This window comes from Propionispora hippei DSM 15287 (assembly GCF_900141835.1).
Classification (GTDB): Bacteria; Bacillota; Negativicutes; order Propionisporales; family Propionisporaceae; genus Propionispora; species Propionispora hippei.
In genome coordinates this window covers 32,028-58,573 of record NZ_FQZD01000024.1, presented here as the reverse complement: position 1 = coordinate 58,573, position 26,546 = coordinate 32,028, and the positions used below count along the sequence as shown (strand labels likewise).

Sequence of the window (26,546 nt, the reverse complement as noted above, 5' to 3'; positions counted from 1 at the left end):
AAACTTCGTAACAGATCATTTTCCATTTGTAGACGTTTTATGGTTTGTTCCTGCGTTTTCGACTTTTCTGTAGGTCGTCCCTTGGGCAGCGGCGCCGCATGGCGAAGTTCTACCTCCTTGCGCAGACCGCACCAGCTCTGGATGGCATACCGACTGATTCCATATTGTCTGCTTAATTCGCGTATGCTAATCCCTCTACGATACCCCTGGACTACTATCTCTTTCATCTCCTGGCCATACCGTGACATCCCTTTTTTCCCTGACATGACAAAACCTCCAGTCGTAATTCTATCCTACGACTGGAGGCTTTTTCTTTCAATGTCCGTTTTTCCTGCTCCGGTTCAGACTCCGGTTCAACGAGGGGCTTTTTGTTTAGCTTAACGGTTGTTTTTAAAGAACTCAAGTGCAACTTCCGGGAACAATGCGTAAGACAATACATCTTCAACAGAAGCATTGGGATAACCCTTTTCGGCAAGCTGTGCTTTAAGAGTATCCAATTGCGGCGGGATATCATCTGCAGGACGATAGTCGATAATCGGTTCATTGCCAATGATTTTTTCCCGTACTTCTTCAGCAACCGGCAGCGGAGTGCGACCATATTTACCACGAGCTAAATCTTTAACTTCACGGGGAACAATTTTATAACGTTCACCCAGCATGACATTAAAAGTAGCCATGGAACCGACAATCTGGCTGGTCGGAGTTACCAACGGAGGATAGCCAAGGTCGGCGCGAACACGCGGCATTTCTTCCAACAGATCTTGGTATTTTTCTTCCATACCTTGTTCTTTTAATTGATTGTACAGGTTGGAAAGCATACCGCCAGGAATCTGGAAGTCAAGCACATTTGTGTCTACATCAAAGTAGGTTCTCAGGCCGAAATCTTTAGCGAGGCTCTTCTTAACGTCTGCGAAATGCAAGGCCAACGGTTTAAGATTTTTACGCTCAATGCCGGTATCATATTCAGTGCCTTCCAAGGTGGCAATCATACTTTCCGTACAAGGCTGGGACGTACCAAGAGCAAACGGAGACAAAGCACAGTCAATAATGTCTACGCCTGCCTCAATAGCTTTTAAATAAGCCATGGAGCCGAAGCCGCTGGTATAGTGGGTGTGCAATTCGATGGGAACCTTGATTTCCGATTTGAGAGCTTTTACCAGGTCATAAGCCACGTAAGGCTTCAATAAACCGGACATGTCTTTAATACAAATGGAGTTTACACCGCGATCAACCAATTCATGGGCTAACTTGATGTAACTTTCGTTTGTGTGGTAAGGGCTGATGGTGTACACACATACACCCTGCACATGAGCGCCTGACTCAATACCGGCTTTGATGGCCACTTCCAGGTTGCGGACGTCATTAAGGGCATCGAAAACGCGAATCACGCCAACGCCATATTCAACCATTTTCTTAACGAACAATTCAACCACATCATCGGCATAATGATTATAGCCTAAAATGTTTTGACCTCTGAGCAACATGGAAATAGGAGTTTTCTTCACGTGCTTCTTTAAAGTTTTCAGTCTTTCCCAGGGATCTTCATTCAAAAAGCGCAGGCAGCTGTCAAAGGTTGCGCCACCCCAAGCTTCCAAAGCGAAATAACCGACATTATCAAGTTGCTCTAATGAAGGCAGCATATCAGTGATACGCATGCGAGTAGCAGCTAGTGATTGATGTCCATCACGCAAAACTGTTTCCGTAATTTTTACAGGTCTTTTTGCAGACATATTTTTCCCCTCCGTTCAATGTTTATCAGAATAACTTCGATGATAGTAAAGAAAGTTATTTACTGAACAATCTTTTACACCCTTATTTTACCTCATTGCCTTTGGTTTTGCAAACCTATTGTGTCTTGTAGACTGTATACATTATAGTTTTTCTGAAAAGTTCATTTTTTATTTCATTTAAGTAACTGTCCATATCCAGGAAACAAAGTTATTTGTAATTGCCGGTATATTGATTGGGCACAATAAGATCAGTATGTATCTTGTTGTGTGAGGAATTTTGCCGGAAAAATGGGATCAAGGGAGAGAGAAGGCGTTTGGGTAATAAGCAACAACTGAAAAAAGAGCTTAATCTCGCTGCTGCTTTGGCGTTAGTCGTTGGCATGGTGATTGGCTCAGGGATTTTTATTAAAGCCGGCAAAGTGATGGAACTGGCAGGCAATTCTAATATGGCGCTTTTAGCCTGGGCGGCGGGAGGCATCATCACATTATGCGCTGGACTGACAATAGCCGAATTGGGGGCATGTATTCCCAAAACCGGCGGCGTGTATGCTTATTTGGAAAATATATATGGTAAATTTCCGGCATTTCTGTTTGGTTGGGTGCAAAGCGTTATATACGGACCGGCAACCATTGCGGCACTGGCCTTATATTTCGCCGCATTGTTCCTGCCGTTTTTTTCGCTTCCCGATACCTGGCAGAAGGGCGTGGCCATGGGTGTGGTTTTACTGTTGGGCAGCATAAATTGTCTGGGGGCAAAATATGGTGGTTATATTCAGTCGGCGGCTACGGTAGCTAAATTTGTTCCGATTTTGCTGATTGTTACCTTCGGCCTTCTGCAGGGGAAAAATCAGGTTTTAGGTGTGCCGGTCAGTGAAAAAGGCAGTATGGGGGCGGCGATTTTAGCTACATTATGGGCATACGATGGTTGGGTGGGGGTTAGTTATGTGGCCGGAGAAATGAAAGATCCCGGCAAGCAGCTTCCCAGGTCTATTTTTGTGGGGCTAAGCATTGTCATAACCGCCTATCTTGCCATGAATATCGCTCTTTTGCACATATTACCTGCCCAGGACATGGTGGCACTGGGCACGCAGGCGGCAGGAACAGCAGCCGGGTTGTTGTTTGGAGCTTTTGGGGGAAAACTGATTAACATCGGCATATTGATTTCCATTTTTGGAACATTAAATGGTTATATACTGACCAACTCCCGTGTTCCTTTCGCTATGGCTGAACGAGGTGTGATACCTTTGGCTGCAGTGTTCTCAAGAGTCCAACGTTCATGGGGGACTCCGGTATATGCAACCTTGCTGGAATTAGGCTTGGCCACTATACTGATTTTATTCTGGAAACCCGATAGCTTGACGGATATTGCCATGTTTATCATATGGGCTTTCTATATTCTGGCCTTTACAGCCGTTTTTATTTTGCGCCGGCGACAGCAGCCAGGAACGGCTCATTCTTACCGTGTTCCGCTATACCCCATCGTGCCGCTTATCGCGATAGGTGGTGCAGGCTATATTGTCATCAGTATGTTTTTTGATAAACCGTTGGATGCCTGTTGGGCGGTACTTTGGCTTGCTGCCGGGATACCATTGTTCTTTTTTAGAAAAGTGTGAAGAAACAACTGGAAAGGGATCAGGCGAAATTTGATAAGGTGTGGGTGAGGTTTATGGAAATCGTTTGCCCGGTATGCAACGGATTGACCCCGGTTGAAGCTTTTTGCCCGCAATGTGGAGAACCAATGCTGGACGGTGGCCCGGTAGAAGATTACCTGGGCTCATATAGTCCATATATGGAAAAAGGCACGTGCCAGGAACAGAACTATTGTATACATTTGCTATATTGCCCGGACTGCCACTATGATGTCCGGGCTGCCTGGGAAATGATTATTGTTTAGCCGGATAAAAAGAATGGGAAAGGCCATACTAATAAAAATAATAGGAGGTGTTCAGTATGGCTAATCCTACGGTAAAATGCACGGTTGATCAATGCACGCATTATATGCCGGGAGATCAGTGCATGGCTGCCAAAATCAGCGTATATAATAATGAGCAGGCGGGCTACTCTTCGGAAAACGGGGATACAGAGTGCAAATCATTTCATCAACGTAAAACAGTGGGCGATATGGTCGGCGCAGTTCATAACTCGAACATTGGCGGAATGATAACAGGCGCTTTCATGGATGGGAAACAAGTCACTCCGGAAGTGGAATGCTTTGTCAATCACTGTGCATATTGGCACCAAAGTAATGTTTGTCAGGCTTCTTCCATTGAAGTTGCAGGCTATAACGCGGCAAATTCGCAGGATACCGATTGTAAGACTTTTAAGAAAAAATAGACAGATAAAATATATGGCGAAAGTCCGCAAACTTATGCGGACTTTCGCCAGGTTTAGAGACTAGTACTTTGTCAATTCTAAAACTGTGGGAATAATGGCGAGGCTATTTTTTGCAAGACGAGGCGAAGGAAGGAGGCATACCGGAAGTATGCTGACTGACGACAACGAAGGCTTGCAGAAAATAGACCGTCAGTATTCACAGGATTAGGGTTGACAATGTACTAGTGTTTTGTGTGACAGCCGCAGCCGCAAGTCTCACTGTGGGGTACGACGGTTACGGAATCAAGCTGTGCTTTAACTTGTTTTTTTATATTGTCGATATAAAGACGTCGTAATTGGGCCTGCTCCGTTTTTTCTGAATCGTTAAGAACGCCGCTCTTTTGTTTTTGTGCCAGTTCGTTAATCCTGGCAATAACTTCCGGAGTTATCAATTAGGTCACTCCAATCTAAGAAATACTAAAATATTATCAAATCTTCATTAAAGTGTCAACTTTTCTCATAGCCGTTGAAGGATGTAACAAAGGATGATAAACTAAAAGTAAAAAATTGGCGATTTTTATTTAAAAAAATAATTTGTAAGGAATTGTTTGACGGTTCCTTCTATCCAAGATCGGTATAATCTAAAGTGATACTTTCTATGCCGGTATTGGTATTTGAATAGCATACAAAGGAGGATGGAGTACTCATATGTATGAGTTACTGATCATAGGTGGGGGACCGGCCGGGATGACGGCGGCCGTCTATGCCGCCAGGAAAAAAATGAATGCCTTGCTGATTACGAAAGAGTTTGGCGGTCAGCCCATGTGGACGATGGAAATTGAAAACTATATGGGGTATCAATTTATTACAGGCCCTGAGCTTATGGCAAAGTTTGAGGAACAGGTGCAACGGTTTGCCACTCCGATAAAATATGAGGAAATTGTGCAGCTCCGGCGCAATGACGATGGGTCTTTTACGCTGGTAAGTGACGAAGGAAATGAATATCAGGCAAAGTCAGTTATCATTGCATCCGGTAAACGCCCCAGGCGGCTGGAGGTTCCGGGGGAAGAGGAATTTACGGGAAAAGGGGTCAGCTATTGTGCGACTTGTGACGGTCCTCTGTTCGCCGGTAAAACCGTAGCCGTTATCGGCAGCGGCAATTCAGCGGTGCAGGCTGCTATTGAACTAGGCGGTGTGGCGGACAAGGTCTATTTGGTAGTACGTAAAAAGTATAGAGCTGATGCTATTTTGATGGATAAATTAAGAGTGTTGGACAATGTGGTTGAACTAGTAGGATATGTTGTCAAGGAAATTGTCGGTGAACAGGTAGTTGAAAAATTTATTATCAGTCAGACCGAAGGTAATGAAACTAAAGAACTTGCGGTTCAGGGAGTGTTTGTTGAAATTGGGCTAAAGCCTAATTCAGAGTTTGCTGAAAGCCTGGTGAATTTAAATGGTGAACGTGAAATCGCAGTGGACTGTGCAACCGGTACAGGAATTCCGGGGTTGTTCGCGGCTGGCGATGTGAATGACGGTCCGGACAAACAGATTGTTATTGCTGCCGGTGACGGTGCCAAGGCTGCGTTGATGGCTTATAACTATGTGCTTCGCCAAGCATAACCGAATCCCGGAAGGTTCTGGTTGTTTTGCTGCTCCTTAGTTCATGTTTACTTTTCAATGAGCCGTCAGTTTAAGTACTACTGTATGGCTCATATTGTTTTTTTATGCATAATAGTAGATTTTTTATTATAAATACTTGGCTTTTCTCAGAAATTGCGTATAATAAATATAATTCAATATCTATTACATATGTGTGAAATTATGAAATTAGTGAAAGCAAAAAAAATGTGGAGTGTGATACATGATGAAAGTAGTAGTAACAATAGTGGGAGAAGATCGTGTTGGAATCATCGCCATGGTGAGTGATATTTTAGCCAAAAGCCAAGTTAACATTTTGAATATCAACCAAAATATAGTAGATGGCTTTTTTAACATGGTCATGATTGTTGACATGGCCAATAGTACGATCCGTCTGACCGAATTGCAACAAGTATTGAAGAAAAAAGGGGAAGAAATCAACCTGGAAATCAAGGCGCAGCATGAAGATATTTTTAGAATTATGCATCGTGTATAAGGCGATTAGGGGGGAGCATTCATTGTGTTAACTATACAGGATATTTTCGAAACAAATCGCATGATTGAAGAAAACAATCTGGACGTCAGGACCATAACCATGGGAATTAGTCTTCGGGACTGTGCCCATCCGGATGTAAAGGTATTTTGCCGTAATGTTTATGATAAGGTAACCCGGCTGGCTGAAAATCTAGTCCGCACGGGCGAGGCTATTGAAGCTGAATATGGGATTCCTATTATTAATAAACGGATATCCGTAACGCCAATTGCTATTGCTGCAGAAAGCTGCCATACCGACAGTTTTGTACCTGTGGCTCAGGCGTTGGACGAAGCGGCAAAAATCGTCGGCGTTAACTTCATTGGCGGATTTTCCGCTTTAGTCGAAAAAGGCTATACCAAAGGAGACCGGATTCTTATTCAATCCATTCCCGAAGCGCTGGCATATACGGAACGGGTCTGTTCGTCGGTTAATGTGGCGTCTACCAAGGCGGGTATTAATATGGATGCGGTGCGTGAAATGGGGGAAGTTATCAAGCGGGCAGCCGAACTTACCAAGGATCGGGACGCTGTTGCGTGTTCTAAACTGGTTGTATTTGCTAATGTGCCTGAGGACAACCCTTTTATGGCCGGCGCCTTTCATGGTGTAGGGGAAGCGGAAAATATCATTAACGTAGGTGTAAGCGGCCCCGGCGTGGTAAAAAGGGCTTTGGAAGATGTAAAAGGAGAAGACTTTAGCGTAGTTGCCGAAACTATAAAACGGACAGCCTTTAAAATCACCAGGGTCGGCCAGCTTGTAGCCCAGGAAGCCTCTCGCCGTCTTAAAGTTCCTTTTGGGATTATTGATCTTTCGTTGGCACCGACTCCTGCCGTTGGTGACAGCGTTGCCCATATTCTTGAGGAAATGGGTTTGGAAAGCTGTGGCGCTCCCGGAACTACTGCCGCCTTAGCGTTGTTAAATGATGCAGTGAAGAAGGGGGGCCTTATGGCCTCATCGCATGTGGGTGGTTTGAGCGGCGCCTTTATTCCGGTCAGTGAAGATGCCGGTATGATTGCAGCGGCTGAGCGTGGCAGCTTAAGTCTGGAAAAGCTGGAAGCCATGACCTGCGTCTGCTCGGTCGGCCTGGATATGATTGCGATACCTGGTGATACATCGGCGTCTACTATTTCGGCTATTATTGCCGATGAATCGGCTATCGGCATGATTAATAATAAAACCACGGCTGTGCGTATTATTCCGGCACCGGGGAAAAAAGCCGGCGATAAAGTCGAGTATGGCGGTTTGTTTGGGTATTGTCCTATATTTCCGGTTAGTGCGTTTAAGTCGGATGATTTTATTGCGCGCGGTGGCAGGATTCCGGCTCCTGTCAGAAGTTTGACCAATTAAATTATGCGGGTTACCAAAGCCATAAAACAGCAGATGCTGGCACTGCTGGAAGAAACATACCAGGATACGACAACAGCCCTTACCTATACAACGCCCTTTGAATTATTAATTGCTGTTATTTTGTCAGCTCAATGTACCGATGTTCGGGTCAATATCATTACCGGAAGGATGTTCCCGAAATACAGTACCCCGGAAAAGATACTGGAATTAGGTCAGAGCGGTTTGGAAGAACAAATTCGTGACTGTGGATTATATCATAGCAAAGCTAAGAATATTATTGCTACCTGTACGATGTTGTGTGAGCAATATCAGGGGCAGGTTCCCGATAGCATAGAGGAATTAGTCAAATTGCCGGGGGTTGGCCGCAAAACTGCCAATGTGGTGGTCAGCCAGTTATTTCATATTCCGGCCATCGCTGTAGACACCCATGTGTTTAGAGTGGCAAATCGGTTACAGTTAGCTAAAGGTAAGACGCCGTTAGAAGTGGAGAAAGGACTAATGAAAGCGATTCCCCGTGACAAATGGAGTGATGCCCATCATTGGCTTATCTGGCATGGCAGGAAAGTTTGCAAAGCCCGCAAACCGGAATGTACGGTTTGCTGTTTGTGCGAACTGTGCCCCAGTGCTCTGCTGCAGGAGCAGCAGAAATAGAGAATAAATTAAGTCGGAAGGGATAAGTAGATGATTTATCGTAAGGCCACATTTAAAGATGTAGAGGCCATTCATAAATTGGTAAATGATTATGCCGAACAGGGTGTTATGCTGCCCCGTTCAAGAAACGTATTGTATGAAACCTTGCGGGATATGATTTTGGCTGAAGATGGAGGGAGTATTGTCGGTGTAGGCGCGCTCCACCTGGTCTGGGATGAGTTGGCGGAAATCAGGACGATGGCGATTGCACCTGATTATATGAAACAGGGGATTGGACGGGAGATTGTTCAATTATTGATTAAAGAAGCATATACGCTTGGTATCAAAACGCTGTTTACCTTAACATACCAGCCGGGTTTTTTCGCGAAATTAGGGTTTGCCGAAATTCCCAAAGAACAACTGCCCCACAAGGTGTGGAAAGAATGTATTAATTGTGCTAAATTTCCTAACTGTGATGAGATTGCCATGGTAAGAAAAATTTAGCAGAAAATCCGTATCCAAAGCCGGGATACGGATTTTCTTATGTGGCTACATTAAGGCTAGTGGTCCATCCACTTTGAAACTGGGAGAAGATGGCGTGGAAACATTTTGTCAGCCAAGGCGGAAGAGGAAGGCATATCGCCAGGCAACTGACGACAACGATGGATGACGAATTTTTGACTATCAGCAATCTTTGCTTAAAAGGTTGGTGGATCACTAATGGTCTGTTGTAAAAATAAATATATTGAAAAACTATGTAAGAAAAGTATAATGTATTATGGAAGCTGTATCGCGATATAAAAATGATACTTTACTATTCTTCATCAGTATTTAGATTTTTAGTATGGAGGAGAAGATGATGGAAATTAAGTCAATTAAAAAGCTTAAGCTCTATGGCTTTAATAATTTGACCAAGACATTAAGTTTCAATATGTATGATATCTGCTATGCTAAGACTCCTCAACACCGTCAAAAATACATTGAGTATGTCGATGAAGAATATAATGCGGAGCGTCTTACCGGAATTCTCACCGAAGTGGCCAACATTATCGGTGCCAATATTTTGAATATTGCTAAACAGGATTATGATCCTCAGGGAGCTAGTGTGACCATGCTCATTTCGGAAGGAAAGCTTTCTTCCGGACCAACTAAAAGCATAACAAACGGGCTTGACGATCCTTTGCCGGACGCAGTTGTAGCTCATCTGGATAAAAGCCATATCACGGTACATACCTATCCGGAAAGCCACCCTGACAAAGGGATTAGTACATTTCGTGCAGATATTGATGTATCTACCTGTGGTGAAATTTCGCCACTGAAAGCGTTGAATTATTTAATAAACAGCTTTAATTCGGATATTGCGATTATTGATTACCGGGTTCGCGGCTTTACCCGTGACGTAAACGGTAAAAAGTTTTATATTGATCACAAAATAAATTCGATTCAAAATTATATTTCCAAGGATACCCGTGAACTTTATCATATGATTGATGTCAATGTGTATCAGGAGAATATATTTCATACCAAGATGCTGCTCAAAGAATTTGACTTGGATAATTATTTATTCGGCACTGACCAAAAGGAATTAATTCCCGGCGAAAAGAAGAAAATTAAGCAGCGGCTAAAAAAAGAAATGGCCGAGATTTTTTATGGAAAAAACATCCCTAAAGTATAGGGATGTTTTTTTATGAAGCATAATAGCGGAAAAGAGCCTGCAATGATCTTCGCTACAGCCCGGACCAGCAACTACGTACCTGTACGCAATCTTTCGACTACGTACAAGCATTACACCGCCGGCCAAGACCTTTGCCCGACTACCAAAGATACCTGGGAAACCTACTGCAATCTCCCGACTACAATAGACCTCTGTGAATTTTCCGGGATAAAATTCCGGAACCCTTGGCAATCTTTGCTCGACCGGTATACACCGCTATCGACCATGCGATAACAGTTGGGCTACCGCACAGCCTTACACGGCCCATACCGATCTTCCCGCCGACCGATACTGAGCCCGCAGACCCAGCATAGATCTTTGGCCGACCGGCACCGAACCTCTGCGCGAGATCCGGTGCCAGTCTTGGCTCAACCATTACGGACCCTTTCCCTGTTATTGTGAGTCAAAATACAGGAGATATGCCTGGAAATTAGCGGTATAACTGAGTGAAAGATGCAGGATATTGAAACTATATGTAGAATTTTCTAACAAATAGTGGAAAAAGGAATCCTAACCAGCCCGATGGAGGAAGAGGCATGTTTATTTTACATAGAAAGATGGCAGCTATTTTAATATTGGTGCTGCTGCTGTCAGTTTCAACTGTCTATGCCGGTGAGGCCGGTTATCGGCAAGGTGAGCGGGCGCCGGAAATTAAAAATATACAACTTAGGCTGAAGCAGCTCGGCTATTACCGGGAGAGCAAAAACGAGAAGCTTGACGGGTATTTTTCAGCAGGAACGACGGTTGCCGTGAAAAAGTACCAGAGAAATAAGAAACTAAAAGAAACCGGTGTAGTGGATGCAGCAACCTATCGTCTGTTAATGGGCCGTGATATGCCCAAACTGGACAAGCCGGGAAATCTGCCGGAAAAAACAAAACCAATCATTGATACGGCCAGAAAACTTTTGGGGGTTCCCTATCGATTCGGAGGAGAAACGCCGACAGGTTTTGATTGCTCCGGTTTGGTTCAATATGTGTTTGGTAAGAATGGAAAACGTTTGCCGCGCATGGCGGATGAACAGTTTAAAACGGGCAGCGCAGTGGAATTGAAAAAGCTGGAACCTGGTGATTTAGTGTTTTTTTCTACCTATGAGCCTGGTGCTTCCCATTGCGGTATTTATTTAGGAGCACAACAGTTTATTCATGCCTCTTCCAGCCGGGGCGTTATGGTAAGTCGCCTGGATGACGTGTATTGGAAACCCCGTTACGTGGGGGCCCGGCGTGTTTTGTATTGAAGTGGGAAATTAAAGGAAAATAAAATATTTTCCAAAAAATTACATTCGGCAGGAATTTTTATAATTCCTGCCGAATAAACATGAGTAACTTATTAAAGTGTTTGTTATTTATGCCACAGCCATGAGTATATAGTAAACAAACTGATCTGGACTTAAGTATAGGGGAGTGTGTTGGGTTACATGGTAATAGAAGTAAGGTTATATGCCGGATTAAAAAAATATGCACCTTCAAGCAGCAGTGGCATATTGGCAGTAGATGTATCGGAAAGTATTCTGGTAGAGGAGCTCTTGGAGGAGTTGGAGATTGCAGCATCGGAAGTCGGCAGTATCAAAATCAATGGCAATGCCGGTAGCGCCAGGCAGACATTGCAAGACGGAGACAGAGTAGATTTATTACCTGCCAGTGGTTTGATCAGCTAAGCGTATTCCATAAGTTTTTCTTGACATTGTTAAACGGTTTTGTTATAGTAACTTTAACAAAAAAATGTAAATGCAATGAGTAGGAGAAGTAAATTAGATTTGTCTTGCAGAGAGCCGGGGGGTGGTGAGACCCGGTAGATAGTCTGATTGAAATACACCTAGGAGTAGCAGGTCGAAATGTGAGTAGACTATGCCGGAGCGCCACCGTTACCATAGGCTAGGGTATACAGACTTTGTCTCGTACCTGAGTTGAGCGGCTTGCAATGCAAGCAGGGTGGTACCGCGGGTTAATCCCGTCCCTGAGTAGGGGACGGGATTTTTTGCGTTTCTTTTTTGTAAAACATAAAATCAATAGGTGATAACGGAGGGATCGTTGTGATTATTGTCATGAATCAAAATGCCACGCAAGAGGAAATTAAAAAAGTGATCGACAAACTGACCAATACCGGCCTAAAGGCACATGTATCGGAAGGCTCGACCCGCACGATTATCGGTGTTATCGGCGACAAAAAGGTCATTGCGGAATTACCGGTAGAAGCCATGGCTGGCGTGGAGAAGACTGTGTCAGTGACCGAGTCTTACAAATTGGTTGGCCGTGACTTTAAGCAGGAAGACACAATCATTGATGTTGGTGGTGTACAAATCGGCGGACGACAGCTTACTGTTATGGCCGGTCCCTGCGCCGTGGAGAGTCGTGAACAGCTTTTGGAATCAGCCCATATTGTCAAAGCGGCGGGTGCTCAATTTTTAAGGGGCGGTGCTTACAAACCACGCACCTCACCCTATGCATTTCAGGGCTTGGAAAAACAGGGATTGGAATTTTTGGCAGAGGCCAGAGAAAAAACAGGCCTGAAAATTGTTACCGAAGTGGTGGATGTGGAATCAGTAGCTACCGTGAGCGCCTACGCGGATATGCTGCAGATTGGCGCAAGAAATATGCAAAACTTCCAATTGCTAAAAGCCGTGGGACGGACTAATAAGCCGGTACTCTTAAAACGGGGCCTGGCCGCTACGATTAATGAATGGCTTAATGCAGCGGAATATATCATGAGTGAAGGGAATTACAATGTAGCGCTTTGTGAACGGGGTATCCGGACGTTTGAAGATTATACCCGTAACACATTGGATTTAAGCGCGGTTGCTGCGGTAAAGAGTATCAGCCATTTACCGATTATTGTGGATCCAAGCCACGGAACGGGAAAATGGAAGCTGGTTCGTCCTATGTCTCGCGCCGCGATTGCCGGCGGTGCGGATGGCTTGATGATTGAAGTTCATCCCGATCCCAGCAGGGCTTTGTCCGACGGCAAGCAGTCGCTTACACCGGAGAACTTTTCGCTGGTGATGCAAGAGGTTGCTCAGATTGGGGCTGTGGTAGGTAAATCCTTGCTATGAAGAAATTAAATATCACCATCATTGGCATGGGCCTTATCGGCGGTTCAATAGGGCTGGCATTAAAAGAAGCTGATCCCGACCGGTTTTTCATTACAGCAGTGGCTACCCGTACCGCTACATTGGAGCTGGCTTTAGAACGTAAGGCTGCAGACCGGGCAATTGTCGATTTGACGGAAGGTGTAGTCGATGCCGATATTATTTTTATCTGTACACCGGTGCTGCAAATCGTGCCTATAGTGGAAAAAATAGCACCGTTTTTAAAACAGGGGACTATCATTACGGATGTTGGCAGTACTAAAGGTTATATAGCCGATCGGATCAACCATATTTTGCCGCCAGGTGTTTTCTATGTGAGCGGTCATCCCATGGCCGGTTTGGAGCAAAGTGGTATGCAGGCGGCTGATTCGCACTTGTTTATCAATAAATGGTATATCCTGGTGCCTGAAGTATCCACTTCGACCGAAGCGGTCAGTACAGTAGCCGAGCTTATTGCGCTTACCGGAGCGAAGATTACGACCATGAAGGTCGAAGATCATGATCGCTGTGCGGCGGTGATTAGTCACGTACCCCACGTGGCGGCGGCAGCGATGGTTCATTTGCTGGACTTCTCGCATGATATGGAAGAGAGTCTCAAGCTGGCTGGCGGAGGATTTCGTGATACCACGCGGATTGCTTCTTCCAATGCCGATATGTGGTCGGATATTTGCCTGACAAATCCTCGGGCGATTACGGATAGTCTGCAAAATTTACGGGCTATACTTTCACAGGTTATTGAGGATATTGAGGAAGGCGACAGGCAGGCATTGCATACATTTTTCAGCATTGCCAAGAAAAGACGGGATGCGCTTATTAACGCGTCACTATAGGGCTGGAAATAAGGAACCCTGTGGACCGGAGAAAAAAACTCCGGTCCACAGGGTTTTTAAAAGTATAAATCACGTGAACCTTCCGTGATTTCCTTCAGGCGTTTTATTGTCTGTTGGCGGATACTTTCCTGAGGAATGGTAGCGAGGGCGTTTTGAATCATCTTTTCACCGCTGGCCTTGGTCTGTTCATCTGTCGCGTAATCCAGTAAATATTCCTGGAAAGTCAGCAAGGCATTGGGCAAACAGACATTTTGTATTTCGCCGCTTTTGGCCAGACGCATGAAGCGGTCGCCGGTGCGTCCCTGGCGGTAGCAGGCCGTACAATAGCTCGGGATAAAGTCATGTTCGCATAACATCCGGATAATTTCCTCCGGTGAGCGATTGTCGGCCGGTTCAAATTGGGCTGCACTGGCCGGCACTGTATCGGGATGATAAGCTTCCTGATAACCGCCGACGCCGGTGCAGGAACCGGCACTGATTTGGGATACACCATAGTTAATTAATATGTCACGAAAAGCCGAGTCCTCTCTTGTAGAAAGAATGATGCCCGTGTAAGGGACTGCCAGACGTATTACAGCTATTATTTTTTGAAAGGCCGTGTCGTCGACCAGATAGGGGAATGTGGAAAGCGTAATGCCCGGTGCCGGACGCAGGCGCGGCACTGAAATCGTATGGGGGCCGACTCCGTAGGTAGCTTCCAGATGAGCCGCATGCAGAAGCATAGCAGTTACTTCGTATTTATAATCATATAAACCAAACAGCACGCCGATGCCGACATCGTCAATACCTGCCTGCATAGCACGGTCCATCGCCGTGGTGTGCCAATTGTAGTCGGTTTTCGGTCCACTGGCATGAAGCTTGGCGTACATTGGACGGTTGTAGGTTTCCTGAAAAAGAATATAGGTTCCGATGCCTGCGCTCTTAAGTTTTTTATATTCGTCAATGGTTGTTGCCGCAATGTTCACATTGGCCCGGCGAATCGCACCATTGCCGGACTTAACGCTATAAATGGCCTGTAATGCTTCAACCACATAATCAATCGAACAGTTGAGCGGATCTTCACCGGCTTCTACCGCCAGCCGTTTGTGTCCCATGGATTCTAAAACTTCCACTTCCCGCCTGATCTCATCCATTGTCAACCGGCGGCGATGCTGGTGATTTGCCTGGCGATAGCCACAGTAAGTACAGTTGTTTATACAGTAGTTGGCAATGTAAAGGGGAGCAAACAGAACAATCCGTTTTCCGTAAATTGCTTCTTTAATGGTCGAGGCAGCTGCAAATAATTCTTCCAGCAGGTCGGAATCGTTTACTTCAAGAAGGGTTGCGGCTTCGGCAGCGGATAAGCCCTGATAACCGAGCGCTTTGGCTAAAATCTGTTTTACGATGCCGGGATCTCTCGCTTTTACTTTAGCATCAGCTAAAAGCTGACAAATCAGTGAGTCGTCAATAAAGGCATCGCTTGTCCGTTCTTTTTCATCAATCATGCTTACTTCTCTCCCTTTTCAATAGTTTTTGCAGTAAGGGCAGATTTTACTGTTACGCCGGGAAGATTGCCAAGTTTTCCTGTCAGAGCGCCGACTTCGTCGGTATTTCCTTCGATAATAAGTGCGATGACCCCCACATTTTCCTTATGGTTTGGGATGCCCATGCGGCCGGTAATCAGGTGACTATATTGTGAGAGTATCGCATTAGCCCGGTGGGCTACATTTTTAGGGTCTTCAATAATGATGCCGACAACACCAATCCGTTTGGACATGTAGGCCGCCTCCTTAAATAGAAGAAATGATCGCTTTGCGGAGAGTAGTTGCTTCAAAAAGATGATAAAAAAGGCCTTCTTCACACAATAAGAAGGCCGGCCCGTAGAACATGGCAGGTAGATGGTCTTCCTATGCGCAGGCATACAGCCCTTGCTTGCAGAAAAAAATAGGTTTGTCCTCCGGAGTGTGACAGGCACCCTTCGTCAGATACTTTTATTATATAACAAAATGCTGAAAACCGATAATATAAATTTCCGGCAGACGGAACCGGGAGCTATTAAAGTAGCCTTGTTTTGTAACTTTATTGCTTACCACCGCGTAATATATAGTGGACCTGATAATGGCTAGTCTAAATCAATGATTAGGAGGAGGAAAAATGGCTGACGAAGGGCGGATTAATTCAGTGGATCAAGACGACAGGCATACGATCCATGTGCATACGTTCAATACCATAACTAATGTGGCTGACGATCATCAACATATTATGCAGGCTGTTACCGGCCCTGCCCGCGAAGCGGGGAATTCTCACGTACACCGCGTGAGAGGACGTACATCCTTTTTTGCAGGCAAGGGCGACGGACACTGGCACTGGTTTGATGTTGTATCAGGACCGGCAATCGATATGCCTGACGATACCCACACCCATTATTTTGAAGGAGACACCAGCCGCGATTGCGGGCATTGTCATAGTTTTGCCGCAGTTGCCGGCTTAGCGCCGGACTGTGATGATGATACTGATGACGATACCGATTGTGATGACAACCATCATAAGAGCAAGAATAAAAAGTATCGTGAGGATGGATTACCGGTAGAAGAATAAGCGATATATGTATCATTTTTAAGCTGCTACATGGGGTGGCAGCTTTTTTATTATGCTTTTTTGTAACTGTGTGTTTAAAAATACCTATGTTTTGTAGCAGGATATTGGATATAAATATGGAATATAGCAGAAAACCAAACAATAGCAGTCGGTTTTTCCGTTTCACATTGGAAAAAGCAATTGCTGATGTCGGGTGATTTTCCGGCAAACCGGGAAATATACCGCCATGACTGGCTGGATAAAAAATATAACAGGGTGGTTGAAGGATATGCGTAGTGATATTGTAAAAAAAGGGTCCACAAGAGCGGCTCACAGGTCGTTATTCTATGCCATGGGGTATACACCTGAAGATTTGAATAAACCACTGATTGGCGTTGTTAATGCATTTAATGAAATTATTCCGGGGCATATTCACCTGCGTTCCATCGCTGAAGCCGTAAAACTGGGCGTAGCGGCCGCAGGTGGGACTCCCTTGGAGTTTCCGGCTATTGGTATTTGCGATGGGATTGCCATGGGACATCAGGGAATGAAATATCCTTTGGCCAGCAGAGAACTGGTTGCTGATTCCATTGAGGCTGTCGCCATGGGACACGCCTTTGACGGCCTGGTACTTATTCCGAACTGTGATAAAATCGTGCCGGGTATGCTCATGGCTGCAGCACGGATTAATATTCCCTGTGTGGTAGTCAGCGGCGGTCCTATGATGGCCGGGCGCTATCAAGGAAAAGATGTCAGCGTAACGCAAATGTTTGAAGCTGCCGGACTATATGAGGCTGGAAAGATCAGTGCAGAGGAAATGGATGATATGGAAAAGTCTGCCTGTCCTGGCTGTGGCTCCTGTGCCGGCTTGTTTACAGCAAACACGATGAACTGTTTGACAGAAGTGCTGGGAATGGGACTGCCGGGCAATGGAACCATACCCGCCGCTCATTTTGGGGCGCGCAAGATGCTGGCTAAAAAAGCCGGGCAGGTCATCTTGGATTTGGTTAAGCGTGACGTGAAACCCCGTGATATTCTTACCAAAAAGGCTTTTGAAAACGCTATTGCCGTGGATATGGGAATTGGCGGTTCCTCCAATACGGTGCTCCATTTAACAGCCATTGCTCATGAGGCGGAAGTGGAATTGCCGTTGGATTTATTTAATGAGATTAGCTTGAAAACGCCTTATATTACCAAACTAAGCCCGGCCGGTATACATCATTTGCAGGATTTAAACGAAGCTGGGGGGATTCCGGCGGTTATGCGGGAATTATCTAAAACGGGAATCATTCATACCGATGCGTTGACGGTAGATGGAACGATTGGCTCAAGGATTGAACAGGCCGTGACTAGGCGGCCTGATGTCATTAAGACTATTGAGGAACCGTACCGCAAGCGAGGCGGCATTGCCATACTGCACGGTAACTTGGCGTTGGATGGTGCGGTGGTAAAAGAAAGTGCGGTAGCCGAAGATATGCTGGTGTTCAAAGGTCCGGCAAGAGTGTTTAATTCTGAGGATGAAGCCATTGAAGCAATTATCGGCAAACAGGTAAACAATGGGGAAGTGGTGGTAATCCGCTATGAAGGGCCTAAAGGCGGACCCGGGATGCGTGAGATGCTTAACCCCACTGCGGTTATTGCCGGTATGGGACTGCGGGTGGCCTTGCTAACTGACGGGCGTTTCAGCGGCGCAACCAGAGGCGCCTGTATTGGGCACATCTCTCCCGAAGCAGCCGAGGGAGGGGCGATTGCGTTGGTCAAAGAGGGCGATATAATCAGCATTGATATTCCGGAACGGAAACTGGAAGTCGTTATATTGGAAGAGGAACTGGCGCGGCGTCGGGATGAATGGTCGGCACCGGAGCCTAAGGTGAAGGGCGGCTATCTGGCAAGGTACATGAGAATGGTAACTTCGGCCAGCACCGGAGCCGTTGTAAAGTAGGGAGAAGTATGATACCTCCTGACAATGCGCACAATACCTGTATTGGCGGTTGTCGGGAGTTTTTTTATGCAAACGCGCAAGCTTGTAAAAAAAGATGTCTTAGGAGGGTTATTCTTAAAAATAGCGAATTTATGTTGTAAAAAAATAAATTGCATAGAGGTTAACCATGGATGATAAGATCGGTTTACTTGTAAAACAATATGCTGAGAAAGTTATTCTGCTGCGCCGCCATTTTCACAAATATCCGGAGGTCAGCGGAAAAGAGTTCAATACGCAGAAAAAAATTATGGAAGAATTGACGGCTATTGGTCTCCGGCCGCGTAAGGCCGCCGGTACGGGAGTGGTTGTTGAAATTGAAGGAACCAGGCCGGGGAAAACCGTGGCAGTACGGGCGGATATGGACGCTTTGAAAGTTCAGGACGAAGGAACCGCTGAATATCATTCGGTACATGATGGTGTTTGCCATGCCTGCGGCCATGACGGCCACACCGCTATGTTGCTGGGGGTGGCCCAAATTCTGTCGGAATATAAAGAGTTCAGCGGAACCGTACGGCTTTTGTTTCAGCCTACGGAAGAAGAGCCGCCTAGTGGTGCCATGTCTTTAATTAAAGAGGGAGCTCTTGACGGCGTTGTGTCGATTATTGGCGTTCACTTATGGCAGGCCTTGGCAGTCGGAACCATCGGAAGTACCTATGGTCCGATGATGGCATCACCCGATGAATTTATCATTACCGTTCAGGGCCGTGGCGGCCATGGGTCTATGCCGCATCAGACGGTTGATGCCTTATTAGCGGGAACACAGATTGTATTAGCGCTCAATACGGTGGTCAGCCGGAATGTTGACCCGATGGATTCAGCCGTACTTTCCGTATGTTCTTTCCAGTCCGGGAATGTATATAATGTCATTCCCGATACGGCTACGATCAGAGGAACGATACGTACCTTTAATTCGGAGCTGCGGCAGGCTATTCTTTTCCGGATAGAACAAATTGTTCAGGGCATAGGCGTGGCAACGGGAACTACCTGTACCTTTAAAAAAGGAACTGGGTGCCCGCCGGTAATCAACGCGCCGGAGATTGTCAAACAGGGGATGCTGGCTGGTGCCGAGATCGTAGGAGCGGATAAGGTGCTGGAAATACCGCCGGTGATGAGCGGTGAGGATTTTTCCTGTTATCAGGAGAAAATTCCGGGCGGTTTTTTCTTTATCGGGAGTGGGAATCCGGCTAAAGGCATTATTTATCCGCAGCATCATCCGAAATTTGATATTGATGAGGCAGCCTTGTCCTATGGAACGGAATTTTTGGTCAGGACTGCTTTGAAGCTGCTATGAAGAGGGGTAGCGGATTTTAAAACATTTTTTGCAGGAATGTTCGTTTAATGTTACAATCATACTCGGTATAGGTTTCGTCAGAATGGTAGGTGATAGAATATGCATATCGTTTTAGTTGAACCAGAAATTCCCGGCAATACGGGAAATGTTGCCCGGTTATGTGCAGCGACAAACAGTGAGCTTCATTTAGTAAAACCGCTTGGTTTCTCCATAGAAGACCGTTATTTAAAGCGTGCCGGTCTGGACTATTGGCACTTGGTCAAAGTACATATTCATGAGTCTTTTGCTGAGGTGGCTGCCGCCTATGCAGGGCATAATTTTTATTTTAATACAACAAAAGCGTCGAAGCACTATACGGAAATGACCTATCAGGCCGATGATTTCTTAGTATTTGGCAAAGAAACCGCTGGCCTGCCGGAAGCTTTGTTGACGGCAAATCACGAAAATTGCATTAGGATTCCTATGTTGAATGAGGCCCGTTCTTTAAATTTATCAAACGCGGTGGCTATTGTAGTATACGAGGGTTTGCGGCAGCAAAATTTTATTAATTTAAGGTGATTGGATGTCTTACGCATTATTTGGCTCGGCTGGCAATCCGGATGCATTCTATCATTCCGGGCATAAAGCCTCGGTGGAGATGCCGCCCTGGCTGGCAGAACACGGGCTTACCGCCTACGAATATCAGTGCAGCCGTGGTGCACGCGTAAAGGAAGCAACGGCCCGTGCCATAGGGCAAACAGCTATGGAACATGGCATACGGCTTAGTATACATGCCCCCTATTATATCAGTCTGGCCACTAATGATGCCCAAATTTCAGCCAATACGGTACAGCATTTTATCCGCTCCCTACGGGTGGCGCATTGGCTGGGGGCAGACCGGATTGTTTTTCATATGGGCGGTTGTGGTAAGGAATCGCGGGAGACAGCGCTGGAAAAAGCGAAAACCTCGTTTGCTGCGGTGTTGAATGAGGTAGAGAAGGAAGGGTTGAGCGGCATATATTTGGCCCCGGAAACCATGGGCAAACAGAACCAACTGGGAAATCTGGAGGAGGTTCTGGCTCTTTGCCGGATGTCGCCCTGGGTCATTCCGGCTGTTGATTTCGGACATCTTCATGCCGTCAGTGCCGGTGGATATACCCGCAAGGAAGAATACGCGGCGGTTTTTGACCGGATTAGCGAAGAATTAGGTGCTGAAATTGCTAAGCATCTGCATATTCATTTTAGCAAGATTGAATTTACCAAAGCGGGAGAAAAAAGACACTGGACCTTTGCCGATCCTTTCGGACCACCGCATGAGCCGCTATTGGAGCTATGCGCCGAGCGGGGTTATACACCGCGGATTATTTGTGAATCAGCCGGCACACAGGCGGCTGATGCCAGGCAAATGCAGGAAATGTATTTCCGGTTGTTGGGCCTAGGGAACCGCTGATGTAATGAGCCTGCCAGTCTGGCGAGAGATTTTTTCGGCTGGCAAGGAAGTAAAACCGCAGGAATAGCGGACCCTATTTCAAGGTTTTACTGACGCAGCTAGACGGGAAAAGATCCGCCAGGATGCGCGGTGTGAATAAATCAGTGGTTCCCTAGATAAAGAAGTGTCATCACAGCGCTAAGCGCTGCATGGAGTACTGTAAATAAGCATATCCTAATTGATGAGGATAAGATGGAGGATATAATGAGCATATATGATAAAGCCCATGATTTAGCCGATGCCTTGAAACATTCGACGGAATATCGTGAGTTTATGACGGTTAAACAAGCCATAGATACGGATGAACAGGCAAAGAAGATGATCCAGGAATTCATCGCCAAGCAGATGGAACTGGAATTTGAAATTATGTCGGGAAAACCGGAAGACAAAAATAAAACGGCTCAGTTGCATAAAATGTATGAAGTCCTGGCACTGAATACCAAGGCCCGTGACTTTTTACAGGCCTATATGCGGTTTCAGCGCATGATGGGAGATGTTTATAAAATTATTGGAGATGCAACTGCTGAAGGGCTGGATTTTATTGAAAAAAGATAACTGTAATGAGTTTTTAAAAAAATTACAAGAGGTTGTAAAAGAGGAACATTTGCTGTTGCAGGAGCCGATGGCCAATCATACGACTTTTCGTATTGGCGGACCGGCTGATTATCTTTTTCTGCCTGGTTCAGAGCAGGAAATTATGGCCGTGTTAAAGCTGACACAGCAATTCACAGTGCCGGTTACGGTGATTGGCAATGGTTCCAATATGTTAGTGCGGGACAAGGGGATTAGAGGCTTGGTGCTGAAACTGGGCGAAAATATGAGCTATGTAAGAAGGCAGGGAAGCTGTCTTATCGCCGGTGCCGGTACTATTTTGGGTGATGTATCCCGTTACGCGGAGAATCAGCATCTGGCAGGGATGGAATTTGCGGTGGGAATCCCGGGCAGCATTGGCGGCGCTGTGTTTATGAATGCCGGAGCGTATGATGGTGAAATGAGCCAAATTGTGGCGGCTGTGTCTGCCGTCTGCCCGGATGGGACAGCTAAACGCTTCACCCGTGATATGCTTGATTTTGGATACCGGCATAGTATTTTTCAGGATAATCATTGCATCATTTATGAAGTGGAAGTGCAACTTTTACTTGGACAACAGCGAAACATCAATCAAAGAATGTGTGATTTTACACAGCGCCGCGAAAGCAAGCAACCGATAGAATTGCCCAGTGCTGGCAGTACTTTTAAACGTCCGCCGGGATATTTTGCCGGTACCTTGATTGAGCAGGCGGGATTAAAAGGGCTGCGGGTAGGCGGAGCTCAGGTTTCCGAAAAACATGCCGGTTTTATTATTAATGCCGGCGGCGCCACAGCCCGTGATGTCCTGGCCTTGATCGAAGAAGTACAGCAACGGGTATATGAGTATGCGGGAGTTATGCTTCATCCGGAAGTGCGGATTATTGGGGAAGAATGAAATGATGAACAGGCTTGGCGGTTGCCAAGTCCTATTTATTGTCAAGGGAACCACCGATAATGAGCCTGGTCGCCTGGCGAGAGATTTTTCGGCGGGCAAGGAAGTAAAATCGCAGGAACACGATTCCTATTTCAAAGTTTGATGACTAGCCAGACAGAAAAAGATCCGCCAGCCTGCGCAGTGTGAATAAATCAGTGACGTCCTAGTATAATGCCAGGCTTATAAACTAAGGTTGCAGGTATAGCATAAAAATGGAATTTCGTATATACTGATAGTGAGAAGAAAAACAGGAAGCTGTAAAGGAGTTAATAGCTATGAGATTAACCTTTCTGGGTGCAGCTCGAATCGTAACAGGTTCATCGTATCTTTTAGAGGTAGCGGAGCGCAAGGTCCTGATTGATTGTGGCATGTTTCAGGGTTCGAAAGCCGTTCGGTCGTTAAATTATCGTCCGTTTCCTTATAACCCGGCGGAGATTGACTGTGTGTTATTAACCCATGCGCACATTGATCACAGTGGTTTAATTCCCCGACTGTGCAAGGATGGTTTTAAAGGCAAGATTCATGCAACCAAAGTTACGGCCGAACTATGTGGGATTATGCTGCCCGACAGCGGCCATATACAAGAGTTTGACGCGGAAATTGCCAATCGCAAAGGAAAACGTGCCGGCAAAAAACCGGTAGAAGTTCTTTACACGGTAGAAGATGCCTACGCCTGTTTAAAACAATTCTCTTATGTTGATTATAATACAGATCTTTTCCTTTCACCGGAGATTCGGGTCCGTTACCGGGAGGCCGGTCATATTTTAGGGTCTTCGCTTTTGGAAGTGTGGGTGACTGAAAATCAGAAAACTGTCAAGATCGTATTTTCCGGCGATTTAGGACAGCCGGATCAGCCGATTATCAAAGATCCCGTATATATAACGGAGGCCGATTATATTTTGACGGAAACAACCTATGGTAACCGGCTACATGAGACATATGACAAAGAGGAGGCGCTGGCTGCGGTAATCAACAGCACCTTTAATCGTGGCGGCAATGTCATCATTCCTTCTTTTGCTGTGGGCCGGACCCAGACGCTGCTCTATTATCTGCATAAACTGTTTAAAGCCAAGCGGATACCGGATATTCCGGTCATTATCGATAGCCCGCTGGCTATCTCTGCTACCGATGTGTTTATGAAAAATGTTCAGGAATATGATAGTGAGGCCTATGATTTACTTTTCAAAGAGCATGATGATCCTTTGCATATGCCACAGCTGACTTTTACGAAAACGGCGGAGGAATCGAAGGCACTTAACAACATGGAACAGCCCGCCATTATCATCTCAGCCAGCGGAATGGCCGATGCGGGGCGAATTTTACATCACCTGAAGCACAATTTGTGGCGGCCCGAGTCCAGCGTATTATTTGTGGGCTATCAAGCACAGGACAGTCTAGGTCGCCGGTTGATTGAAGGCGTGAAAAGAGTAAAAATTTTAGGTGAAGAGATCAGTGTCCGGGCGGAAATTCACAATATGGATGGTTTCTCAGCTCATGCCGACCGCAGTCAGTTATTAGATTGGCTGGAGCATTTTACCGGTAAACCGGCTAATATTTTCCTTGTCCATGGTGAATCGGATATGTCCGAACCTTTCGCTAAACTGGTGGAAGAGCAATTGGGGGTAAGCACCTATATACCTAGCTATGGTGAAACGGCTGTATTTGACGGGCGGCAATGGCAAATGGAACCGTCTACACTTGCCGGTATGGATCCGGCGGTTAAACAGTTGCAGGATTCGCTGCTTGTAATTGAGACTGAATTGGCAGAATACCGTAAAAAGCTGGAACAGCTCATGCTTACCGATACTGCTAAGGCTAAAGAGGCAATGAATCAATTCAAAAAACTGTCCGGTGATTTGAAAAAAGTGATCTCTGGACAATAGGTTTTTTCGCTGAATAGACTGTGAAATAATAAAAAAATTTCGGTTTAATATTGACAGGGAAAGAGCATTATAATATATTGAAGTGTACATGTTTACAGTTTCGTATCTAAACAGTGAGTTTACTAAGAAAGGGTGCATGAACATGCCATCCTTTCTTATTTTTATCAAGGTTTTTTAGTTTAAGGATTATCAGGGGGTAAATGAAAAATATGAAACGACAGGATTTACGGAATATAGCAATTATTGCACACGTTGACCATGGTAAAACTACGTTAGTGGATGCTATGCTTCGGCAAAGCGGTGTGTTTCGCTCCAACGAACAAGTGGTGGAAAGAGTTATGGACTCCAACGATCTGGAACGGGAGCGGGGCATCACTATATTAGCAAAAAATACATCGGTTATGTATGAAGGAGTTAAGATCAACATTGTGGATACGCCGGGCCATGCCGATTTTGGTGGTGAAGTGGAACGGGTTCTAAATATGGTAGATGGTGTTTTGCTTCTGGTGGATGCATTCGAGGGTCCTATGCCTCAGACAAAGTATGTTTTGCGCAAAGCCTTGGAACAAAAACTGAAGCCGATAGTGGTTATTAATAAAATAGACCGTCCTGATGAACGGGTGGCCGATGTTGTAGACGAAGTCCTGGAGCTGTTTATCGAATTGGATGCCGATGATGAGCAATTGGATTTCCCGGTTATTTACGCCGCAGCCCGCGACGGAATTGCCAAGACGACCATGGAGGATGAGAGCAGCAACTTAGAGCCTTTGTTTAAACTGCTGATTGAAGCCATTCCAGCTCCGGTTGGTGAAGCGGAAGGTCCTTTACAGATTATGGTTACCACGTTAGACTATGATGAGTATGTGGGCCGTGTCGCCATCGGCCGGGTTATGCGCGGCAGGGTAGTTAATGGACAAGCTGTAGCGGTACTTAACGGCGATACTGTGACTAAGGCGCGAATTGGCCGTTTATATACCTATGAAGGTTTAAAAAGGACGGAAGTAAAAGAAACAGGTTTGGGCGATATTGTAGCTATTACGGGTCTGGAAAGTGTTAACATTGGTGATACTATTGCGGATGCGGAAAATCCGGAAGCTTTGCCGACGATTAACATTGATGAACCTACCTTGGCGATGGTGTTTTCTGTAAATAACAGTCCGTTTGCCGGTCGCGAAGGACAATTTGTGACGTCGCGCCATTTAAGAGACCGTTTGTTCAAAGAAGTGGAAACCAACGTAAGCCTTAGAGTAAAAGAAACCGATACGCCTGATGCTTTTGAAGTGTCGGGACGGGGCGAGCTGCATCTTTCCATTTTGATTGAAACTATGCGCCGGGAAGGCTATGAGTTTCAGGTTGGTAAGCCAGAGGTTATTTTTAAGACGATTAACGGACAATCCTGTGAACCGATGGAATTTTTGACGATTGATGTCCCTCAAGAATATATGGGGGCCGTTATGGAATCGCTGGGAACCCGTAAAGCGGAGCTTGTTAATATGATTGAATTAGCCGGCTACTTGCGCATGGAGTTTATCATTCCGGCGCGGGGACTCATTGGTTTCCGTTCCGAGTTTTTAACCAATACCAAGGGCAATGGCATCATGCATCACATTTTTAACGGCTATGCTCCTTATAAAGGCGATATTCCGGGCCGTACGCGAGGCGCATTAGTAGCTTTTGAAAATGGTGAAACAACTGCTTACGGGATCCATAGCGTACAGGATCGCGGCGTTATGTTTGTCGTCCCCGGTCAGGCTGTTTATCAAGGCATGATTATTGGAGAAAACACCAGAGATATGGATATGGATGTAAATCCCTGCAAGAAAAAGCATGTTACCAATATGCGCTCGAGTGCTTCCGATGAAGCCTTGCGTTTGGTATCACCTCGCATATTAAGCCTGGAACAGGCCCTTGAATACATTAACAAAGATGAATTGGTAGAAGTAACACCGAAAAGCATTCGCTTAAGAAAGAGTGTTCTTGACAGGCAAATGCGAGGTCGCGATAGAAAAAACTCACAGGGCTAACAGCAAATAACAGCAGTTCTCA

The 26,546-nt window shown here is 45.7% G+C and carries 28 protein-coding genes and 1 other annotated feature; of the genes, 23 read left to right on the top strand and 5 right to left on the bottom strand.

The features are described from left to right. Positions 1–266: hypothetical protein (locus F3H20_RS13360; RefSeq protein WP_149735408.1), on the bottom strand; the 266-nt coding region annotated here is incomplete at its 3' end. A gap of 111 nt (positions 267–377) precedes the next feature. Continuing rightward, positions 378–1,730, bottom strand: a complete 1,353-nt coding sequence (locus F3H20_RS13355) for a pyruvate carboxylase subunit B (RefSeq protein WP_149735407.1) — start codon at positions 1,728–1,730, stop codon at positions 378–380. A gap of 314 nt (positions 1,731–2,044) precedes the next feature. On the opposite strand from F3H20_RS13355, the gene F3H20_RS13350 reads away from it, so the two are divergent. Both F3H20_RS13350 and F3H20_RS13340 read left to right on the top strand, forming a co-directional pair. Beyond that, positions 2,045–3,343 carry an APC family permease gene (locus F3H20_RS13350; protein ID WP_149735406.1) on the top strand — a complete coding sequence of 433 codons (1,299 nt, stop codon included), beginning with the start codon at positions 2,045–2,047 and terminating at the stop codon, positions 3,341–3,343. Positions 3,344–3,680: 337 nt separating this feature from the next. Beyond that, the gene (locus F3H20_RS13340) at positions 3,681–4,064 is read left to right on the top strand and encodes a DUF1540 domain-containing protein (RefSeq protein ID WP_149735404.1); all 384 of its coding nucleotides are present in this window, start codon (positions 3,681–3,683) and stop codon (positions 4,062–4,064) included. Between the two features lie 221 nt (positions 4,065–4,285). Here F3H20_RS13340 and F3H20_RS13335 read toward each other — a convergent pair whose 3' ends face one another. Further along, complete coding sequence (locus tag F3H20_RS13335) at positions 4,286–4,495, bottom strand: DUF896 domain-containing protein (protein WP_149735403.1); 210 nt, start codon at positions 4,493–4,495, stop codon at positions 4,286–4,288. Positions 4,496–4,751: 256 nt separating this feature from the next. On the opposite strand from F3H20_RS13335, the gene F3H20_RS13330 reads away from it, so the two are divergent. The 11 genes from F3H20_RS13330 (at position 4,752) to F3H20_RS13280 (ending at position 13,817) form a co-directional block, all read left to right on the top strand. Continuing rightward, positions 4,752–5,663 (top strand): NAD(P)/FAD-dependent oxidoreductase, encoded by a 912-nt coding sequence (locus F3H20_RS13330; protein ID WP_149735402.1) that lies wholly within the window; start codon positions 4,752–4,754, stop codon positions 5,661–5,663. Positions 5,664–5,907: 244 nt separating this feature from the next. Continuing rightward, positions 5,908–6,177, top strand: a complete 270-nt coding sequence (locus F3H20_RS13325; protein ID WP_091751195.1) for an ACT domain-containing protein — start codon at positions 5,908–5,910, stop codon at positions 6,175–6,177. 24 nt (positions 6,178–6,201) lie between these two features. Continuing rightward, on the top strand, positions 6,202–7,560 hold the full coding sequence (locus F3H20_RS13320; protein ID WP_149735401.1) for a PFL family protein: 1,359 nt from the start codon (positions 6,202–6,204) through the stop codon (positions 7,558–7,560). Positions 7,561–7,563: 3 nt separating this feature from the next. Beyond that, on the top strand, positions 7,564–8,211 hold the full coding sequence (gene nth, locus F3H20_RS13315) for an endonuclease III (RefSeq protein WP_149735400.1): 648 nt from the start codon (positions 7,564–7,566) through the stop codon (positions 8,209–8,211). A gap of 30 nt (positions 8,212–8,241) precedes the next feature. Beyond that, a complete protein-coding gene (locus tag F3H20_RS13310) occupies positions 8,242–8,694 on the top strand; it encodes an N-acetyltransferase (RefSeq protein WP_149735399.1) in 453 nt (150 codons plus the stop codon). A gap of 355 nt (positions 8,695–9,049) precedes the next feature. Next, on the top strand, positions 9,050–9,865 hold the full coding sequence (gene speD, locus F3H20_RS13305; protein ID WP_091751121.1) for an adenosylmethionine decarboxylase: 816 nt from the start codon (positions 9,050–9,052) through the stop codon (positions 9,863–9,865). A gap of 12 nt (positions 9,866–9,877) precedes the next feature. Continuing rightward, the gene (locus F3H20_RS19970) at positions 9,878–10,138 is read left to right on the top strand and encodes a hypothetical protein (protein WP_188128329.1); all 261 of its coding nucleotides are present in this window, start codon (positions 9,878–9,880) and stop codon (positions 10,136–10,138) included. A 302-nt stretch (positions 10,139–10,440) separates the two neighbouring features. Then, positions 10,441–11,139: a C40 family peptidase gene (locus tag F3H20_RS13295; RefSeq protein WP_223191762.1), complete on the top strand. Its 699-nt coding sequence runs from the start codon at positions 10,441–10,443 to the stop codon at positions 11,137–11,139. Positions 11,140–11,319: 180 nt separating this feature from the next. Then, positions 11,320–11,559, top strand: a complete 240-nt coding sequence (locus F3H20_RS13290) for a MoaD/ThiS family protein (protein ID WP_091751127.1) — start codon at positions 11,320–11,322, stop codon at positions 11,557–11,559. 66 nt (positions 11,560–11,625) lie between these two features. Beyond that, positions 11,626–11,863, top strand: a binding site (T-box leader). Positions 11,864–11,934: 71 nt separating this feature from the next. Continuing rightward, entirely contained in the window at positions 11,935–12,951 is a 1,017-nt protein-coding gene (aroF, locus tag F3H20_RS13285; protein ID WP_149735398.1) for a 3-deoxy-7-phosphoheptulonate synthase, read from the top strand. Then, positions 12,948–13,817: a prephenate dehydrogenase gene (locus tag F3H20_RS13280; RefSeq protein ID WP_149735397.1), complete on the top strand. Its 870-nt coding sequence runs from the start codon at positions 12,948–12,950 to the stop codon at positions 13,815–13,817. Before aroF ends, F3H20_RS13280 begins: the two co-directional genes overlap by 4 nt. A gap of 56 nt (positions 13,818–13,873) precedes the next feature. On the opposite strand, the gene hydG is transcribed toward F3H20_RS13280, so the two are convergent. Together hydG and F3H20_RS13270 are read right to left on the bottom strand one after the other, a co-directional pair. Further along, positions 13,874–15,301, bottom strand: coding sequence for a [FeFe] hydrogenase H-cluster radical SAM maturase HydG (hydG, locus tag F3H20_RS13275; RefSeq protein WP_149735396.1), 1,428 nt, complete (start codon positions 15,299–15,301; stop codon positions 13,874–13,876). A 2-nt stretch (positions 15,302–15,303) separates the two neighbouring features. Continuing rightward, a complete protein-coding gene (locus tag F3H20_RS13270) occupies positions 15,304–15,573 on the bottom strand; it encodes a TM1266 family iron-only hydrogenase system putative regulator (protein ID WP_149735395.1) in 270 nt (89 codons plus the stop codon). 377 nt (positions 15,574–15,950) lie between these two features. Here F3H20_RS13270 and F3H20_RS13265 point away from each other — a divergent pair, with 377 nt between their 5' ends. The 10 genes from F3H20_RS13265 to typA all read left to right on the top strand — a co-directional run bounded on the left by F3H20_RS13265 (position 15,951) and on the right by typA (position 26,524). Beyond that, on the top strand, positions 15,951–16,394 hold the full coding sequence (locus tag F3H20_RS13265) for a YmaF family protein (protein WP_091751141.1): 444 nt from the start codon (positions 15,951–15,953) through the stop codon (positions 16,392–16,394). A gap of 268 nt (positions 16,395–16,662) precedes the next feature. Then, a complete protein-coding gene (gene ilvD / locus F3H20_RS13260) occupies positions 16,663–18,315 on the top strand; it encodes a dihydroxy-acid dehydratase (protein ID WP_149735394.1) in 1,653 nt (550 codons plus the stop codon). A gap of 166 nt (positions 18,316–18,481) precedes the next feature. Then, positions 18,482–19,645, top strand: a complete 1,164-nt coding sequence (locus F3H20_RS13255; RefSeq protein ID WP_149735393.1) for a M20 metallopeptidase family protein — start codon at positions 18,482–18,484, stop codon at positions 19,643–19,645. Positions 19,646–19,744: 99 nt separating this feature from the next. After that, positions 19,745–20,203, top strand: coding sequence for a tRNA (uridine(34)/cytosine(34)/5-carboxymethylaminomethyluridine(34)-2'-O)-methyltransferase TrmL (gene trmL / locus F3H20_RS13250; protein WP_149735392.1), 459 nt, complete (start codon positions 19,745–19,747; stop codon positions 20,201–20,203). Between the two features lie 4 nt (positions 20,204–20,207). Continuing rightward, on the top strand, positions 20,208–21,074 hold the full coding sequence (locus F3H20_RS13245) for a TIM barrel protein (protein ID WP_149735391.1): 867 nt from the start codon (positions 20,208–20,210) through the stop codon (positions 21,072–21,074). Between the two features lie 243 nt (positions 21,075–21,317). Beyond that, positions 21,318–21,668: a YlbF family regulator gene (locus F3H20_RS13240; RefSeq protein ID WP_149735390.1), complete on the top strand. Its 351-nt coding sequence runs from the start codon at positions 21,318–21,320 to the stop codon at positions 21,666–21,668. Further along, entirely contained in the window at positions 21,655–22,578 is a 924-nt protein-coding gene (gene murB, locus F3H20_RS13235; RefSeq protein ID WP_149735389.1) for a UDP-N-acetylmuramate dehydrogenase, read from the top strand. Before F3H20_RS13240 ends, murB begins: the two co-directional genes overlap by 14 nt. Before the next feature lies 1 nt (position 22,579). Beyond that, positions 22,580–22,720 (top strand): hypothetical protein, encoded by a 141-nt coding sequence (locus F3H20_RS19965; RefSeq protein ID WP_188128328.1) that lies wholly within the window; start codon positions 22,580–22,582, stop codon positions 22,718–22,720. A gap of 172 nt (positions 22,721–22,892) precedes the next feature. Further along, positions 22,893–24,500 (top strand): MBL fold metallo-hydrolase RNA specificity domain-containing protein, encoded by a 1,608-nt coding sequence (locus tag F3H20_RS13230; protein WP_149735388.1) that lies wholly within the window; start codon positions 22,893–22,895, stop codon positions 24,498–24,500. A gap of 209 nt (positions 24,501–24,709) precedes the next feature. Further along, positions 24,710–26,524, top strand: a complete 1,815-nt coding sequence (typA, locus tag F3H20_RS13225) for a translational GTPase TypA (protein WP_149735387.1) — start codon at positions 24,710–24,712, stop codon at positions 26,522–26,524. Positions 26,525–26,546: the final 22 nt, after the last annotated feature.